Annotated in this window: 16 protein-coding genes; 1 reads left to right on the forward strand and 15 read right to left on the reverse strand. The window is 41.6% G+C overall.

Going from position 1 to position 17,545, the window contains the following annotated elements; translation table 11 throughout:
- Window positions 1-12: 12 nt before the first annotated feature.
- Entirely contained in the window at window positions 13-822 is an 810-nt protein-coding gene (locus IFO66_RS15825; protein ID WP_192026094.1) for an MBL fold metallo-hydrolase, read from the reverse strand.
- Between the two features lie 25 nt (window positions 823-847).
- A complete protein-coding gene (locus IFO66_RS15830; RefSeq protein WP_225445809.1) occupies window positions 848-1,459 on the reverse strand; it encodes an ArsR/SmtB family transcription factor in 612 nt (203 codons plus the stop codon).
- Window positions 1,460-1,739: 280 nt separating this feature from the next.
- Here IFO66_RS15830 and IFO66_RS15835 point away from each other — a divergent pair, with 280 nt between their 5' ends.
- Window positions 1,740-2,168: a VOC family protein gene (locus IFO66_RS15835; RefSeq protein ID WP_192026095.1), complete on the forward strand. Its 429-nt coding sequence runs from the start codon at window positions 1,740-1,742 to the stop codon at window positions 2,166-2,168.
- Between the two features lie 136 nt (window positions 2,169-2,304).
- Here the strand turns inward: IFO66_RS15835 and IFO66_RS15840 are convergent, their stop codons facing one another.
- From IFO66_RS15840 to IFO66_RS15900, 13 genes are all read right to left on the reverse strand, one after another.
- A complete protein-coding gene (locus IFO66_RS15840) occupies window positions 2,305-2,613 on the reverse strand; it encodes a hypothetical protein (protein WP_192026117.1) in 309 nt (102 codons plus the stop codon).
- Between the two features lie 258 nt (window positions 2,614-2,871).
- On the reverse strand, window positions 2,872-4,083 hold the full coding sequence (locus IFO66_RS15845; protein WP_192026096.1) for a macrolide family glycosyltransferase: 1,212 nt from the start codon (window positions 4,081-4,083) through the stop codon (window positions 2,872-2,874).
- Window positions 4,084-4,188: 105 nt separating this feature from the next.
- Window positions 4,189-5,613: an MFS transporter gene (locus tag IFO66_RS15850; protein WP_192026097.1), complete on the reverse strand. Its 1,425-nt coding sequence runs from the start codon at window positions 5,611-5,613 to the stop codon at window positions 4,189-4,191.
- A 91-nt stretch (window positions 5,614-5,704) separates the two neighbouring features.
- Window positions 5,705-6,130: a MarR family winged helix-turn-helix transcriptional regulator gene (locus IFO66_RS15855; protein WP_192026098.1), complete on the reverse strand. Its 426-nt coding sequence runs from the start codon at window positions 6,128-6,130 to the stop codon at window positions 5,705-5,707.
- A gap of 153 nt (window positions 6,131-6,283) precedes the next feature.
- Window positions 6,284-7,723, reverse strand: coding sequence for a SulP family inorganic anion transporter (locus IFO66_RS15860; RefSeq protein WP_192026099.1), 1,440 nt, complete (start codon window positions 7,721-7,723; stop codon window positions 6,284-6,286).
- Window positions 7,724-7,928: 205 nt separating this feature from the next.
- Complete coding sequence (locus IFO66_RS15865) at window positions 7,929-9,599, reverse strand: ribonuclease J (protein WP_192026100.1); 1,671 nt, start codon at window positions 9,597-9,599, stop codon at window positions 7,929-7,931.
- A 433-nt stretch (window positions 9,600-10,032) separates the two neighbouring features.
- Window positions 10,033-11,055 carry an amidohydrolase family protein gene (locus IFO66_RS15870; RefSeq protein WP_192026101.1) on the reverse strand — a complete coding sequence of 341 codons (1,023 nt, stop codon included), beginning with the start codon at window positions 11,053-11,055 and terminating at the stop codon, window positions 10,033-10,035.
- Window positions 11,056-11,186: 131 nt separating this feature from the next.
- On the reverse strand, window positions 11,187-12,731 hold the full coding sequence (locus IFO66_RS15875) for a serine hydrolase domain-containing protein (protein ID WP_225445810.1): 1,545 nt from the start codon (window positions 12,729-12,731) through the stop codon (window positions 11,187-11,189).
- Window positions 12,732-12,841: 110 nt separating this feature from the next.
- Window positions 12,842-13,066: a hypothetical protein gene (locus tag IFO66_RS15880; protein WP_192026102.1), complete on the reverse strand. Its 225-nt coding sequence runs from the start codon at window positions 13,064-13,066 to the stop codon at window positions 12,842-12,844.
- A complete protein-coding gene (locus IFO66_RS24120) occupies window positions 13,038-13,475 on the reverse strand; it encodes a response regulator transcription factor (protein WP_273015516.1) in 438 nt (145 codons plus the stop codon). The genes IFO66_RS15880 and IFO66_RS24120 overlap by 29 nt, the downstream gene beginning before the upstream one ends.
- 92 nt (window positions 13,476-13,567) lie before the next feature.
- On the reverse strand, window positions 13,568-14,236 hold the full coding sequence (locus IFO66_RS15890) for a TetR/AcrR family transcriptional regulator (protein ID WP_192026103.1): 669 nt from the start codon (window positions 14,234-14,236) through the stop codon (window positions 13,568-13,570).
- Between the two features lie 79 nt (window positions 14,237-14,315).
- Window positions 14,316-15,806, reverse strand: coding sequence for an amidohydrolase family protein (locus tag IFO66_RS15895; protein WP_192026104.1), 1,491 nt, complete (start codon window positions 15,804-15,806; stop codon window positions 14,316-14,318).
- 128 nt (window positions 15,807-15,934) lie between these two features.
- Complete coding sequence (locus IFO66_RS15900) at window positions 15,935-17,416, reverse strand: amidohydrolase family protein (protein ID WP_192026105.1); 1,482 nt, start codon at window positions 17,414-17,416, stop codon at window positions 15,935-15,937.
- Between the last annotated feature and the right edge of the window lie 129 nt (window positions 17,417-17,545).

The raw sequence follows: 17,545 nt of genomic DNA on the forward strand, positions 1-17,545 counted from the left end.
TAAACTTGCAACTTAAAACCTCACCGAGAATCCATCGAACTGTTGAACGCCGGTACCGAAGCGAACCAGATCTTTTTCTCGCAACTCGCCCACCGCTGCTTGCACCGATTCGAGCAATTCAGGTTCCAAACCAATCCGGTTGTGCGCACCAAATATTTTATTAATGCCATTAATCTTCGTTGCAATTTTCTCTAGTGAGTTCACTAAATCTTGTGGGCTTGTTGTTGGAAAAAAGGCATAGACAGGTGTCTCATCGTACAGTAAATCTCCAGTAAATAAATATCCTCTGCTCGTATCGAAAATAGAAATATGACCTGGAGAATGGCCAGGTGTATGATATATCACCAACGATCGCTCCCCTAGTTCGATAACATCCCCGTCACGCAGCAGCCCTGTTGGCTTTCCTTGAAAGGGTGTGTACGTCTCTGGATCAAACGAAGTTGGCACTGGTCTTGTAATATCACGTGATATATCTTTGCGGATTTGCTCAATCGACAATTTTTTAATGCCACTAACTAACCAATCTTCTTCTGCCTCATGCACATAAATCTCTTCATATTGCGCATGACTACCGATATGATCGGCGTGAACATGTGTCGTCAGTACGATTATAGGCAGATCCGTTAACTGATCAGTCATCCGCTTGATGTTATCGATCCCAAGCCCAGTATCAATAAGAGCTGCACGATTCGTGCCAATAAGCAAAAACGAATGGACTTTTTCCCAATGTCCGTATTCACTAATTGCGAATGTCTTCTCATCCAGCTTTGAAACGGTAAACCACGCATCATCAATCACGATAGGGTATTGAGCACTCTGCATATATATTCCCTCCATGGCTATGTAATTATTGAATGTTGATGTTTCCATTGTCATCCTGAAATGAGACTAAAGACATGTAGTAGCTCTTCTCTTCCTCTGACTGTATATCGCTATTGGATTCAGCTGGATGCATAGTAAAGTGCTTATCCATCAACTGCTTGAACTCCTCCAGAAAAGCATGGAAGTTCTCTTCGCTCGCATGAAATTGATACGTGGAAGCGATATTTTTTCTCCGATTGACATTGGTGCTGTCTAGTGCAAATGAAGCAGCAGGAGCATGTTCAATCTTCGATCGTGTAACTTCCAAAGTCTCCATAAACACCTGTCTTGAAGTTTCAATCAAATCTAAACTTGGAAGCAAATGATCCTCTGGGATAAATCGTCCTGCGACCGCACGATAATATTTTTGAATGATCCCATTTTTCTCTTCTTTGCGAACGACATGGATAATGCCGTGCTTCTCTAGCTCCTTGAGATGAAAGTAAATATTATTTCTTGTAATGCTCAGTATTTCTGCTAACTGCTGGCCTGTATAAGCGTTTTTGACGAGATTCATTAGTATCTTAGTACGAAGTGGGTCTGCAATAGCTTTAAGCTGCTCGTGGGTTTTAATTTTGTACACACCAGTGATACTCAAACGAATTACACCTCCGTATATTTTACCGGTAAATTATATTTTACTGTTGTTCGAAATTCATCTTAGCACGCTCAACTTATTTGGTCAAATATTCCACATGAGTAGAAAGAGCAGTATGTTTACGATTCATTCAGATAAAACTAAAACTATGGCTGACATAGAGAAGAGAGTTCGATTTTATTAAAATGCGAACATATATTTGCATTTTTCATTTTACGTGATACAATATGATCGAAATTCGAAATGAAGCACTACATATCAATGTTGAGGAGTGAATGTAATGTCAATCGAAGTATATCTTAATTTTAATGGTAATTGTCGTGAAGCAGTGACGTTTTATGCAGAGGTGTTTGGAACAGAGCAACCTGAAATCATGGCTTTTGGTGACGCTCCGCCATCCCCAGACTTTACGCTTCCAGAGGAAGCAAAAGATCTAGTTATGCACACTCGCATTAACATCAGTGGCAGTACGGTGATGTTCTCCGATGTGTTCCCTGGCATGCCGTTCGTAGTTGGTAACAACGTCAGCCTCACTTTCGTTGGGGACGATATCGAAGAAATTCAATCTGCGTTCCTTAAGCTTAAAGAAGGCGGCAAAGTAGCCATGGAACTTCAAGAAACATTTTGGAGTAAATGTTATGGCAGCTTAACGGATAAGTTTGGCATTGAGTGGCAGTTTAACCTTCGTAGTGAAGAGGACTGTGGTTAAGTCAACATAGGTTTTTATGCGGGAAATGGATGGTTTCAGTAGAACAGAAAGCTGTCCCCGTTTCGCCCCCTTCCTACTATAAAGTTAAAGAGCATCTTCACAAGCACAAGGCTTATTGAAGATGCTCTATCGTTTTTTATTCACTGATTTTTATTTTAAATACATTATCCAAGTTTCCCTCGAGTCTTTTCTTCAACGGGACCTTTACATCTCTGCTTAGTTCTTTGAAGAAGGTCTCTGCGTCACAATTCACATTGTCCGCATGAACGAGTAGAACATTGTCATTAATGATATTTGGGTTAGATTCGTGATTAACCGCCACCTCAATATCATACTTTTTCTTTAACGTATTCATATATCTTGAAAAGATTTCGAGCAGTTCCTCATTGCTGAAATTAGCAATCGCTAATTTTCCTTTGTTCGTAAAGGTCAATTCAACTCGCATCATTCACTCTCCCTTTCTGTTCAACCATATTTTTAAAACCCGCAGCTTCTCTCGCTGGACTGGTTATTAAGAAAAGGCTACTTTCATTGTACCATTTTTCTCACGGATTTTATATAGTTTAATTCTTACAAGAGTTAAACACCTTTGTCTTAGTTAGTATGCAACCAAAATACCAACTATAAAACAAAGAAAGACGCCAGAAATATTTTCTGACGTCGAACTTATATATCCAAGCCTATTTTATTCAATGACGAGCATTTATTGCTTTACTTTGGAAAAATGTGAAATGATCACATCTGCAGCTTGAATGTATCCCCCTGCTTGACGTAATGATTCACCAACGTAATAAGCTTGCTGTCTATAGCTTGAGTCTGTTAGCACCTTCATCAATGCGTCCTTCAGAACCTCAGGTGTCAGTGTATGATGATCAAGCGTAATCCCTGCTCCAAGCTCTTGTACTCGATTGGATACGAGCGGTTGGTCTGACGTTAACGGAATCATAACCATTGGAACATTATAATATAACGCCTCACTCACACTGTTCATCCCAGCATGTGTGACAAATGCGGCGGAACGTTCGAGTACCTCCAGCTGTGGAATGTACGGGCGAACAATAAAGTTAGCAGGAATGTAATCAGCCAATGGCCCCATATCCGTATCTTTGCCTGAGGCTAGTACAAATTGGATTGGCAAGTGTTGGAAAGCCTCAAAACACAGCTTGTAAAACGCCAGATCTCTATTCAAAATGGTTCCCATCGCTATGTAAACAGTCTGTTTGTTTGGGTCTAGGAGCTGATCATAGGGAAGAATGGGTGCATCTTTACGTGGTACAACAGAAGTTCCAGCAAAATAGAAGCTGTCATCTAGCTGGTCCGCTTTGGGCTGCAAGTAGCGACTTGTGTATACAAGCTTAAACTGACCGGCATGTTTCGTAAGTTCCTGTATCGTTGGAGTTGGAACGTTAAACTGTTCGGCTAGCTGATGCGCCAACTCCAACGTTGATTCATAAACATTTTCAACATCATCATCAATCAATCCTTGCTCCGAACCAAGTGGATCTACGAATGCAAAGGATGCAATGGAGCATACTGCGGGAATACCCAGTCTCTGAGCAATTATCGTACCTCCCCACCCCATCAACGAGTCAAAGATAAAGTAATCATACGTTTCACCTTCGATAACTTTTAGTATTTCAGGAACAATCTTCTTAATAATGCCACGAACGACCATGTTCGCAAACTGGGATGGATGTTTGTATGGTGCAGGCTTCAAGTCAGGATCATACGAAAATGGGTCTACTTGAAATGGATAAGTTCGAAATTCTGCTCCGGTTTGTAACACTTTATTTCGATACTCTTCTGTACATACATATACAACCTCTTCACCACGATCTATCAGCTGCTTCACTAGACCAAGTGTAGGATTAACATGCCCTTCGGCAGGAATATTAACGATTAATACACGTGCCATGTAAACATCGCCCCCAATAGTAGGATTAAGTTTAAATGATTGAACTGCGTGGAATGATAGTGTAAGACATTATGCCAAGCTAGACGATTTGCACAGCGTAGGATGTTAAGACATGATGTTGGTTGTTCCGGCTTGAACAGCTGATTTCTTCTTCGTAACACGGAAGGAAGTGATGAAGCTAATGATCGCAAACAACAATTGAAGCGATAACACCATGACAATTCCTGTCGTTATGCCCCAGTCGAATGTATTGCTTATCGCTACTAAAGCCCCGCTAATTCCTATACTTAATCCTATACTAAAGGAATCAATGAATTGTAGAATTGCGGAAACCTCCCCTTCTTCCCCTGCTTTTGCGTGCTGTAAAGCGATTGCTGCCGTTGTCGGATTCGCCAAGCCTGCGCCGAAGCCGATAATAATTTGTGAAATGGCTGCGATTATGATACCACCACCCGTAGAAGCGATGGCTGCAATTACGAGCGCTACACCAACTATAATAAAACTGACACCAATGTGAATTCTTATTTTTCTACCCTTGCCCTGATCCCTTGCATCAAGCACAGACAGCAGCCATGCCGCCCCTGACCAACTTAATGCACCTGCAGCTACTATTAAGCCTGCCAACTCTTCCGATAACCCTTTCACCTCGACAAGTGCCAACACAACAAAGCTTTCGGTAGCAAAATAACATGCCACATACATGCCTCGTGTAGCAATCGTTGCTGGCAATCCTGATGCTATTGCAAATGTACCTTCTGGAAGTAGCTTGCTCAAAGGCTTTAACATTATAAGCAATCCAATGATAGCAAGCAATATACCTTTCCAATTGGGTAACCAGCCCAATCCGGTTAATAAGATGCCTGTTCCTGCAGCAAGTAGGATCGAATGCAATTCCTTATAGTTTTGTTTACGGGATGATGAAGCTCTAGGTGCGGGTAACGTACGAAAAGTAGGAAGTGTTAATACTAAAGCGATTACAATGATGGGGAGTACCATTAAAAATACAAACCTCCATGATACATGAGCAGCTGCATACCCTGCGATATAAGGTCCGATTAACGCGGGTAGCACAAATGCCATAGAAAAAGAGGCTAAAATTTTCGTTCGAAGTGAATCTGGATAATGAACGGCAGCACTATAATACACGCACGTAATAAGAGCGCCCGCTCCAAAACCTTGAAACGCCCTTCCGATAATAAGAATGAGCATATGCGACGATACCGCCGCTACTACGATGCCTACCACAAAAATAACAAATGACAAGATCATACTCTTAAAGACTCCGTGCTTATCGATCCGTTTACCCATAACAATGGTCCCGATAATCTGATTCAACAAAAATGCACTAAAAATCCATCCATATAAATGGAGACCGTTTAGCTCTTGTGCTATCGTCGGTGCAACTGTTGTAATCGCTAATCCTTCAAAAGCCACGGTGGAAATAGCTAATATAATGCCAATCGTTAAGGCACGATATGGAGCACCAAATATACTTGGTTGTATCGCTTCCGATGCAGATGCCGATGTCATAACCGATCGCTCCCCTTATACTTGTCGTAACGGTAATTGTCATAACAACTATATGTCCAAAAAAATGGAGGACCGATAACACGTCACGTAGTTATAGATCCTTTACATTGTTGTACATAATCGCCAACGTTCTTCTGAAATTTTCGACTTCTTCTTCCGTCAAACCAGCGATGGTTTTGTTAAAAGCTTCAGTCGACGGTTTCATAATGTCCGCTTCTATATTACGCCCCTTTTCCGTTAAGAACACGCGTAATGAGCGCCTGTCCGTCTCATGAGTAACGCGGTGGATAAACCCCTTTTTCTCAAGCTTGAAAAGCATACGGGCGATGTTGGCTTGATCTTTGTACAATCTTTCCGCCAATTCCTTTTGTGTAATGCCCTCCTTTTCCCACAAACTAACGAGAATTTCCCACTGATCCACAGTGATGTCAAATGGGTCGCATACTTTCTGATAATACTGATTAAGCTTTAAGTCTGCCCGGTGAACGATGACACCGATATACTTTTCTAACTCCAAAGAATGTCCTCCATTTTTTAACATTGAATATAGTTGTTATGACAATTATATGGACTTCCTTTTATGAAGTCAATCTGAGATAGACAAAAAGAACTGCATTTTGTATAAATGCAGCCCTTTCTTGTAACACTATCTATGGGCTATCTGTGCCCCTCATGAATCATGAACGGCAAGATGATTCATTAATTTTTGGCTCGATGAGTTAAGACCTACAATGCTAACCTGATTACCATTCTCTCGGTATTTGAAAATCACTTTATCAACAGCACCAACACCTGAGTCATCCCATAGATGAGCTCTTGAGAAGTCAATAACGATTTCCTGTCCGCTGCTATTCCAATCAAAGGCATCAACGAAGCTATTAGTTGAAGCAAAGAATAGCTGGCCTTCCACTTGGAATACCTGCTTTACTCCATCTACTTTTTTGACAACTTTAATTTTCGATATTTTTGCAACAAAGAAAATCGCGCTTAACAGTACTCCAGCAATAACACCTTTGGACAAATCATGAGTCGCCACAACAATAATAACCGTTGCTAGCATGACAAATGCATCTGACTTCGGTGCTTTTCTCAAGTAGGCAAACGAAGTCCAATCAAACGTCCCAATACATACTACAACCATAATACCGGCCAGCACTGGCATTGGAATTTGAACAACCAAATCACCAAGTACAATAATAAGGAACATCAAAAACATGCCTGATACAAAGGTAGAAAGTCTACCTCGCCCGCCTGATTTTACGTTTATTACAGTTTGACCAATCATTGCACAACCTGCCATTCCGCCAAAAAAGCCATTTACGACGTTCGCAATCCCTTGACCACGTGCTTCCTTATTTTTGTTGCTGCTTGTGTCCGTCATATCATCCACAATGGAGGAAGTAAGTAAAGATTCCAATAATCCTACAATAGCCAAAGCAAGAGAGTATGGGAAAATAATAGCAAGCGTTTCAAAAGTAAACGGAATATTCGGGACAAAGAATGACGGTAACGTCTGCTGAATACTGCCCAGATCCCCTACTGTTCTAAGGTCCAATTTCCAAATCACCGCTGCTGCTGTTAAAATAACAATCGCAATAATCGGTGCTGGTATCGACTTGAAATATTTCGGAGTCATATACACAATAAGCAAGGTGATTCCTACAAATGCATAGGTTAAAGTCGAAATCCCCACAATATGCTGCAACTGTGCCATAAATACTAAAATTGCTAACGCATTTACAAACCCAATCATAACTGCTCGCGGAATAAACTTCATTACATGAGCCACTTTACACACGCCAAAAATAATTTGAATAATACCGGTTAATATGGTTGCCGCCAATAAATAATTGAGACCATGCTCTTTCACCAGTGGCACCATTAATAGTGCCATTGCCCCTGTTGCAGCTGAAATCATGCCTGGGCGACCACCTACAAAAGAAATAATGACAGCCATACAAAATGATGCATACAACCCAACCATCGGGTCGACTCCTGCAATAATTGAGAAAGCTATAGACTCGGGTATAAGAGCTAATGCAACAACGATACCTGCCAAAATATCTGCTCTTATATTAGAGAACCATTCTTTCTGTATTCTCTCTAACAACTTCTCCACCCCATATTTTATGAAAATAAAAATGCAAAATATTAGTTTATCATTTCTCCTTTCAGAATGGAATTAAGATGTAAGTTGTTTATTTTTATCTAACCTAAATAAGCTGGCCAGCCTACAGCTGACCAGCTTGCAAATGCAATGCATGCCTATTTATATAATTGTTAACATGTTAAATCATATATCAAACACGTTAAGCCTACACCTCAATAATAATAGGCAAAATGATTGGACGTCTTTGCGTACGAGTGTACAGAAACTGCCCAAGTGTATCTTTTAATGTCTTCTTCATTACACTCCATTGGTTCATTTTTTCATGTTGCATTTTTTCAACGGTTCCAATGACAAGCTGGTTAATATCTTCAATAAGCTCCTCCGAGTTACGAACATACACAAAGCCTCTCGAAATCGTATCTGGTTCCGTTAACAGCTTACCTTCTGTTTTACTTAATGTAATAACGACGATTAAGATACCGTCATCCGACAGCTGGCGGCGATCCCGCAGCACAATATTGCCGATATCGCCAATGCCAAAGCCATCCACCAACGTTTGACCTGCTGGAATATGGCCGGATTGACGAACAACACCTTTCGAAGACTCCACAACGTCACCATTTTTTAATATAAATACGTTATCTCGATTCACTCCAACAGATTCAGCAAGCTCACGATGCAAATACAACATGCGGTATTCACCATGAATCGGAATAAAATACTCAGGCTTCATTAACGTAAGCATAAGCTTCAATTCCTCTTGATTACCGTGCCCAGAAACATGCAATTCACTGCGAGAACCGTAGATGATCTTTGCCCCTAATGCGTACAAATTATCTACGATACGAGCGACATGGCGTTCATTCCCAGGAATAGGGTTGGCTGCAATAATGACCGTGTCCCCCGCTTCCACTTTCATTTGGCGATGAGAAGAACCGGCTAACCGAGCAAGTGCTGCCATGGGCTCGCCTTGACTGCCTGTACAAAGAACCGTGCATTGCTCAGGCGGAAGTTTGGCTGCCTCTTGTACATCGACAATCATTCCTGACGGAACTGACAAATATCCAAGCTCTTGTGCAACCGACACAACATTGACCATCGTACGTCCTAACAAGCTTAGTTTACGGTTTGTTTGAAGCGCAGCGTCAATCACCTGCTGAAGTCGATACACATTCGAAGCAAAGGTTGAAACAAATACACGACCATCTGCTTTATTGAACGCTTCTTTCAAATGTGCTCCAACGATGCTTTCCGATGCGGTAAACCCTGGCCGCTCCGCATTGGTGCTCTCGGATAAAAGTACACGTACACCCTTCTTGCCGATTTCAGCCATACGATGAAGATCAGGAAATTGTTTATTAACGGGTGTCATATCAAATTTAAAATCACCTGTATGTACAATCGTTCCTTCAGGCGTATCAAATACGACACCAAGACAATCTGGAATACTATGATTCGTAGGGAAAAATGAACACGATATCGTGCCAAGTTCAATTTGTGAGTCTGCGTTAATACATGTCATACTCGTTTCATGTAGAATCCCATGCTCTCGCAGCTTGATTTCAATCAGTCCAAGCGTTAACCTTGAGCCATAAATAGGCACCTGCATCTGTTTCAAAAAGTAAGGAATCCCCCCTATATGGTCCTCATGTCCGTGTGTGATCACTAGTGCACGAACCTTATCTTTATTCGATAGCAAGTAGCTAATATCAGGAATAATCAGATCGATTCCCAACAGACTTTCATCTGGGAATTTGGAGCCACAGTCGATCACGACAATGTCATCTCCATACTGTACAAGGTACATATTTTTTCCTATCTCATTCACTCCGCCTAATGCCGCAATCAGCAGCCGCTTCTCATCGATTTGCTTCATCTTGAACCCTCCGAATAACCATTTACCTATCTGTTACGTTTTCCTTAACGATATTTTTTCATTCGGCTTTTCTTGAAACCTGACATAAACCATTGTGCAGAAAATAGAGTGAAAATAGATCTGCTAATGCTAATTATAAGGAGGTATAATGATGAGTTCTTCTTCTGCTAGAACAGCGACAGACATCAATTGGACGGAGACTTTAGAGCGTTCCAGCCAATTATCGGGTATATAATGAACCTGATATTGTGCCAAAGCTGCCTGGAGAATGGTTCGGCTTCGTACAAGTTGGACCTGGGACTCCATTAAATTCGCTTGATTATCCTACCATTGGTCATTCTTTGAAAGATTATCACAGCATAAGCACCTATTTATATATGTTAAGACATCCGACTTCTTCGAATGCACCTGCTCCCCATGTAAGTCAATCTAATTAAATCCATTCAATCTTTAGTAGTCGTTCTGCATTATGATGGGCAATCCGCGCTTTATCTGCGGGGCTTACTGGGAGCTGTTCGAGAAATGCACGAGCTTCATGCATAGATGAGTATGGATAATCCGTAGAGAACATAATTCGTTCGACACCAACTTGGAGGAAGAGATCAAGAAATGCGGGCGTCCAATTGAATCCTGACACGGTATAATAAACATTTTCACGCAAATACGCACCTACGTTGTTTTTAAGCTTCGTCATCTGCGGAGGTAGGCTTCGCTCTAGTCTGGGCAGCATAAATGGAAGGGTCTCTCCTAAGTGACCAACGATAACTTGTAATTGCGGATAACGATCGAATGCTCCGCTAAGGATCAAACGAAGAACATGATTGGCGGTGTCAATATGCCACCCCCAAGCGGCCGTTGCCAATACGCCTGCTATATCCGAACTATAGTTTCCGGTGTAGACTTCCTTTATGACAGATTGTGAAGGTGGTGTTGGATGAAGATACAACGGGACTTGCAGCGCTTCGGCACGTTCGAGAATAGGCCAGAAATATTCATCGTCTAAGTATCGGCCTTGGGTATGTCCATTGATTAATGCTCCTTTGAATCCCTGAGTTCGAACCATACGTTCCAGTTCATCCGCAGCTTTATCTGGAGAAGAAGTTGGGAGCGCAGCAAAGCCAGCGAAGCGACTAGGAAATCGCTGAACTACATCGGCAAGTGTATCGTTGACTTCACGGGCAAGTGCAACGGCTTCTGAATTGTCAAGTTGCTCCACACCTGGAGAGGTTAGCGACAATACCTGCATATCGATACCCGCTGCATCCATCTCTGCTATCCTGCCTTCACCTAGATCAGACAGCATCTCAATAAGCTTTGTAATACCTGCGGCTACTTGGGGATGAGCATGTGCCGCTTGTGCTTGTGCCTTGATCATTCGTCCCGGCCCCTCCATAAAAGCTGGAGTCACAAAGTGTTCTTCTAGCGCAATCGTACGAATAGACATTTTGTTTTCCATAATGACTACACCTCGCAGTATAAAATTTAATCGTGCTTGTCTATATAAGATCTTTATCCCATTTCATAAAAAAAGCAACTGCGTCTTAAATAACCCAGTTGCTTTCTCCTATTACACTCATATATCTATTACTACTTCAACTCTCTCGATGTCTCTGATCGTTTCTTCGTCGATAGTAGCATCAGCCCATATACAAAATACACACTGCCTGTCGCAAGCAGACTGTACATCGTTAACATAATGGTTGCCGGTGCCCATCTATCTACAAAGGTCCATGACATACCGTCAAGCAGTATTTTGGGGAGATTTAAAATAAGGAATATAGCTGCTGCAAAGAGCACGATGTGAATGATGAGCATTAATGATCTCTTCCCCTTTAATGCAGGACGATATCTCTGTTGATTGAATACTTTCTTCATACAAAGAGCTATTAACATAAGACCAATAAGTCCTAATCCTCCTAGAAGAACAGTTACATAGGTGGAGATTCGCTCTACCTTTAACATACCATCTGGTTGACTATTCCCTTCTAGCTCCTTGCCATTCCATATATCCATGACGCCCTGGGCAATCGTAGTGGTCGTACTGCTCCTCATATTCGATAACACTGCTACTCCCATCTGTTCTTCCGGCAGCAATGTGATGTAAGAAGAGAAAGTTGGATTAGAACCTGCATGATGGACGACTTTGTTGTCACCTTGCTGTACAAGCCAACCCGCTCCATAGTACGTATGTTCTTCTAAGGGCTCAACGGACTGATCAGGCACATGAGAATCACCTACAAGCTGCGGATCAATGCCTTGCAGCTGCACATTTCCAAGCTGCACATTCATCCACTTCGCTACATCGTTCGCGCTGCTAATGATGTATCCAGCTGGTGTATTTCCTCGATAAATGGCTGGCGTATGTGCAGTAGGTACCGTAAATTGTAGTCGATAACCCATTGCCATATTAGCTGGCGGAATTTGCTCTACACCAACTTTGGAATCGTTCATGCCAAGCGGCTGCAAAATATGCTCTTGCATATACGCTTTATAGGGCTGTCCCGTCACTTTCTCTATAATAAGACCCAATAAATCATAATTAATAGTCGCATATTCATAGGAACTTCCTGGCTCACGGTTCAAAGGCTGGTTAAGTAACGTTCTTGCCGTTTGTTCAAGTGCATCATCAGCATCGCTCTCTGGATAATACTGAATCGATGTTGATGGGATTCCGCTAGTATGATAGAGCAAATCTTGAACTGTAATCGACGCTGACTTGCCGTTGTAGGACAATTGTAACCACGGGACGAACGTTGTAATAAGATCCGTCCTCTTCAACTTCCCTTCCTTCTCTAGCTGTAAAATGGCTAAGCCCGTAAAGGCTTTACTTGTAGAAGCGAGCTCGAACAACGTATCTCCTGTCACTGGCTTCTTCGAAGCAACATCCGCATAGCCGAATCCATTTTGATAAGCGATATTCCCCTTCTCTACAATCACCAATGAAACCCCTGGAATCTGGCTTTCTTGCATTTGATTTTGCACAAAATGCTCTATTTTTTTCGTTTTCTCTTTCTTAGATAAAAAGTCTTGCGCCATAACAGCTTGCGGCAGTATACCACCAATGATCGCTATCGCTATGAATATAAAAAGAGACTTTTTCCATGCCGATGCGATTCGATGTTGGGTCATCATATGGCTATTCCTCTTCGCAACGCTTATAGCTGTGTGATTAGTCGGCTTGATGATCATACCCTCCTCCTCGTTATCTCATATCATTACTGCGCAGAACATGATTCATATAGTCATGACAGGTTACTAAGAAATATATCCTCTGCATCGCAATATAAAGTGGCTTGCATCACACGTGGATGTTCAATCGCAATGGTTAACTGCCGATAATAAGCACGCTGCCGGATGAAGTCTATTACCACCCACACACCAATAAAGAAGAATGATACGATAATAAAGTATGTAGTGGTACCGGTATCATCAATACCTTTACTTAGACGCACTCTGTCTAATTCCATTAGTACGACGCCGAGTACAATAATGACGAGCGCTGTTAGAAAAAAGGATGACCGATCCCGTATAAATAGAGCTACTGCGCTTCGTCTTCCCTGTTTGTTCATAGATGAATCCTCTGCTCTTTCGACTCCTTCTCATCCTGTACGTCTGTTTCGGCTGCATCAAGCATTCTGCTAACAATTGCTCATTCTTCGTAAGCACGATCTTTTCCTGCTTCCATGTCGTTTTATTTCTACTAAGATTAAGTCGCAACCCTTCTGCACTTAATTCGGAATCAGGAGGAGCTAGTGTCGACGTATCTGCATACTCGCCGTATACTCTCCGCAGCACTCCTTTTATTTTTGCCATTAATAGATCGAGAGGAATTGGCTTGGTAATATAGTCGTCTTCCACAATAAAGATGCGATACATAGATGTTCCTCCCATCTGTAAATGTCAATATCACTGTCTTACTAGCACAAAACAACCTCCAACGTCATTTGACATTGGAGGCTATAATAAGTTTATGATCCAACAGCACCGTTGGAACTTGCTTTGTAAATACCATAGCGGAACAAGTTTAAGCACTTTCTTAGCTCTTGAAACACCACATTCAGTTCTTCCTCTATGCGGTCTAGGTTCCCTTCACTTGCAATGATTAGCTTCTCAATTCGTTGAGTAGCTGAATCGAGAATAAATGTAATCGCATGTAAAATATCCTCAAAATGGATATCATCACGAAGCTGCTCACGGGAGATACCAGAAATAAATTTCTTAATTTCCACTGTTGGCTCTTCGTCTTTGTGCTGTTCTGCAAGTTTTTGATAGACGGGATGGAGTGGTTGACTAACTGTAATATGAATAAATTGAAGGTATTTAGGTTGAGATTTCATATAATTAAGCTCTCGTTCAAATAGATAAAGAATGGCTTCAACAAAGTCAGAAGGCAAGTTCCTTCTCGTGTCGATCTGCTGTTCTTCCATATCCCGCTCTATTTTTCCACATACATAAAAGAACAATGACTCTTTATCTCCAAAATATTGAAACAAAGAACCCTTAGGTATGCCTGCCTGCTTGACAATTCGGTTCGTAGAAGCGGCATCGAATCCATATGCAGCAAACTCTGACAATGCAGCGTGAAAGATTTTATCCTGCTTTTCTTGCGGCAATCGCTCAAACATCTCGATATTCATCTTGTACCTCTTGCTAAGTTGTGACGTTCATCCATCATTATACAAATAAATGAACGTGTGAGCAATCGCCGACTCTTTCTTAATGCGAATGCAATCCATGATGATGTGAAGATGACTTCGGTTTATGAGGTGGGCTTGGTTCCACCTTCACATCTTCCATTTTGACAAGTTCGTACGTCTTTATCGATTTCTCTAATTCTTTCTTCTCTATTAGCTTCCCGTTGTAAATAACGGCGGAGATACGAGTTGTGTTACGAATATCCTCCAGCGGGTTTGCCTTTAGCAATACAAGATCAGCGAGCTTACCCTCTTCAACCGTTCCTAGTTCGTAAACTCTTTCCATATATTTAGCAGGATTGAGTGTTGCTGTCTGCAGCGCTTGCAGCGGAGATAAACCGTTCTCCACTAGTAATTGAAGTTCGTCGTGCAAGGAAACGCCATATATTAAATTGGTTAATTCAAAATCCGAATCCGTCCCTGCCAGTATAGGAACACCTGCATCATTCATTTTTTTAACCATACCATCTTTTATTTTTACATAATCGGCAGTCATTTTATCTGGCTCTGCACCTTTTATCATCTTGATCCACGCTTTCTGAAAAGCAGTCGGTACATATATCGCACGCGAATCAATTTTTGACTTTAGCTCGTTCTTTTCAGTTATTAGCATCGGTACTTGATATACTTCATTCTGCACAAAAATATTAAACAGTCTTTCAGCACGCTTAGGATCGTAATGCTTCTCCGCTAAAATTTCATACTCATAATAACGATCTTCATAGTCAGCCTTCCCAAGAAACTCAGCTTCCTTACTTGAGGTGGCTATAAATAATCCGTACATATGCTCTATACTCTTTTGTCCAGCTCGGACAGCATCAATCGCGCGGACGGGCATTGGCAAATGTCCGGCAATGGGAAGTCTATATTTCTTCGCCTCATCAACAATTGCTGCGTAAATAGCTGGAGTCTTATACGAGTATACTTTAAGAAAATCCGCTCCTTTACTTGCGTTGGTACGTACAGCTTCACGTGCTTCTTTTTCTGACTTCACGTTAATTACATGAGGCGCCTCAAGATTTCCCTTAAATTGGAATATGGTCGAACCTGCATATATAATCCGTGGTGCTGACATTCCTTTTTTAATAACATTCTTCCACTTATCAATATCGTTCAACGGCGCTCCCATATCCCTTACCCCTGTGACTCCATTGCCCAAAAGTAATGGAAACGCGTGCTCATGATCATGATCCAGATGTACGTGCATATCCCACAATCCTGGGATTACATATTGACCAGATGCATTTCGTACTTGTGCATGTTTAGGTAAAGTAACTTCATCGTTGTCACCGATATAGCTAATTCTATTTCCTGTTACGATAATCGTCTGATCCTCTATTAATTCCCCGGTGCGTACATCTACAACTGTTGCATCTTGAAGCACTAACGGCACTTTGTTCGTTGCTGTCGGCTCAATGCTTGCATGAGTCATTCCTACTGCTCCAAACAAACCTGCACATAGTACAAAAGCGATTATCAATGTCAGTTTTTTATGAAAAGCTTTAATCGTCACTGTAAATCCTCCCTAATATGAAATAGATGATCTAAATATATTCATACAGACCTACACTTACACTTCAAATGCGACCAATTGGTCATAATTAGTCCAAAAAAAGACCTGTAACCTATATCACATAACGCCTAATGCTGATGCAATCCATGTTGATGCGATTTTGATTGCACGGATTTTGGGTCTACTTTTACGTCTTCCATTTTAACGAGATCATACGTCTTGATTGCTTTAGCTAGTTCCTTCTTCTCCATTAGTTTCCCGTTAAAAATAACAGCGGAGATACGAGTTGTGTTCTGAATATCCTTAAGCGGATTCGCTTCCAAAAGTACTAGATCTGCGAGCATACCTTCTTCAACTGTTCCTAGCTCATGTACTCTTTCCAAATAGCGTGCCGGATTAATGGTTGCCGACTGCAGCGCTTGCAGCGGGCTTAATCCACTCTCCACTAACAGCTTAAGCTCGTCATGCAAGGAGCTACCAAATATAGAATTGGGAATTAACGACGCAGAATCTGTACCTGCCATGATCGGAACACCCGCATCGTTCATTTTCTCGACCAGTCCACCCATCATTTTGGCGTATTCTGCACTTTGTTTGAATTCTTCTGTATTTTTCATTGTTTTCATATACGTTATCCATTGTTTTTGGATGGCAGGCGGCACATATTTGGCACGCGGATCAATCTCTAGTTTCGACATGTTTTGGGGAGTAATTAAAGTAGGAACTTGCCATACTTCATTTTGGGCAAACGTCTTAAATAACTTCGTTGCAACCTGTGGGTCATAATGCTTATTAGCTATCATTTCATATTCAAAATATCGTTTAAGAAGATCCGGTTTCTTTAGCAGCTCCGCTTCCATGCTTGAAGTAGCTATAAATAAGCCATTTAGATGCTCCATACTTCTTTGTCCCATTCGAACCCCATCAATGGCTCGAACGTAGACAGGCAAATGTCCCGCAACTGGAAGTCTGTACTTACGCGCTTCATCTATGACCGCATTATAGATAGAACGTGGCAGACCGGAATATACTTTTACGAAGTCACCTCCTTTTTCTACAATGCTGCGCACTGCTTTACGTGCTTCCTGCTCCGTTTTCAAATGAAAATGAAACGGTACATGTGCCCCTTGATTCAAAATAGCCCCTGTGTACACAGTCCTTGGCGCTGGCGTACCGTTCTGGATAGCCTTCTTCCATGAATGGATATGCGTCATATCTGTACCTAGATCCCTTATTCCAGTGACTCCATGACCGAGAAATAACGGGAATGCATGCTTATAATCGTTCATCATATGCACATGCATATCCCATAAGCCCGGGATCACATATTGGCCAGTCGCATCCCTGACTTTCGCATGTTTAGGCAATGTAACATCTTTATCATGACCGATATAGCTAATTTTATTGCCAGTGACAATGATGGTCTGATCCTGAATTAGTTCCCCGCTTCGTACGTCTACTACAGTTGCATGTTGAACAACTAGCGTTTGTTTGTTCTTTGTTGACGGTTCCAGACTGGCATGAGACATACCTGCATTCCCCAACCATCCGATCATGAATACGATTACTAACAACCATGTAATGTTTTTCCGACAAGCCGTAATCTGCATTACCAATCAACTCCTCTTCATGAAATGGTACATCTTTAAACAAAGAATCACTCAGCCAAATCAAAATATGACCACTTGGTCGCATTTAGAATATACCAGTTCCAACCATTTGTCAAACATTACCTACCG

It is taken from the genome of Paenibacillus arenosi, assembly GCF_014841135.1.
GTDB lineage: Bacteria > Bacillota > Bacilli > Paenibacillales > Paenibacillaceae > Paenibacillus_B > Paenibacillus_B arenosi.

Bases quoted from the DNA above. Each gene is read 5' to 3' on its own strand.
- IFO66_RS15825 (WP_192026094.1), bottom strand. From the start codon at position 822: ATGCAGAGTGCTCAATACCCTATCGTGATTGATGATGCGTGGTTTACC.
- IFO66_RS15835 (WP_192026095.1), top strand. From the start codon at position 1,740: ATGTCAATCGAAGTATATCTTAATTTTAATGGTAATTGTCGTGAAGCA.
- IFO66_RS15840 (WP_192026117.1), bottom strand. From the start codon at position 2,613: ATGCGAGTTGAATTGACCTTTACGAACAAAGGAAAATTAGCGATTGCT.
- IFO66_RS15845 (WP_192026096.1), bottom strand. From the start codon at position 4,083: ATGGCACGTGTATTAATCGTTAATATTCCTGCCGAAGGGCATGTTAAT.
- IFO66_RS15850 (WP_192026097.1), bottom strand. From the start codon at position 5,613: ATGACATCGGCATCTGCATCGGAAGCGATACAACCAAGTATATTTGGT.
- IFO66_RS15865 (WP_192026100.1), bottom strand. From the start codon at position 9,599: ATGAAGCAAATCGATGAGAAGCGGCTGCTGATTGCGGCATTAGGCGGA.
- IFO66_RS15870 (WP_192026101.1), bottom strand. From the start codon at position 11,055: ATGGAAAACAAAATGTCTATTCGTACGATTGCGCTAGAAGAACACTTT.
- IFO66_RS15875 (WP_225445810.1), bottom strand. From the start codon at position 12,731: ATGATGACCCAACATCGAATCGCATCGGCATGGAAAAAGTCTCTTTTT.
- IFO66_RS15880 (WP_192026102.1), bottom strand. From the start codon at position 13,066: ATGGAATTAGACAGAGTGCGTCTAAGTAAAGGTATTGATGATACCGGT.
- IFO66_RS24120 (WP_273015516.1), bottom strand. From the start codon at position 13,475: ATGTATCGCATCTTTATTGTGGAAGACGACTATATTACCAAGCCAATT.
- IFO66_RS15890 (WP_192026103.1), bottom strand. From the start codon at position 14,236: ATGAATATCGAGATGTTTGAGCGATTGCCGCAAGAAAAGCAGGATAAA.
- IFO66_RS15900 (WP_192026105.1), bottom strand. From the start codon at position 17,416: ATGCAGATTACGGCTTGTCGGAAAAACATTACATGGTTGTTAGTAATC.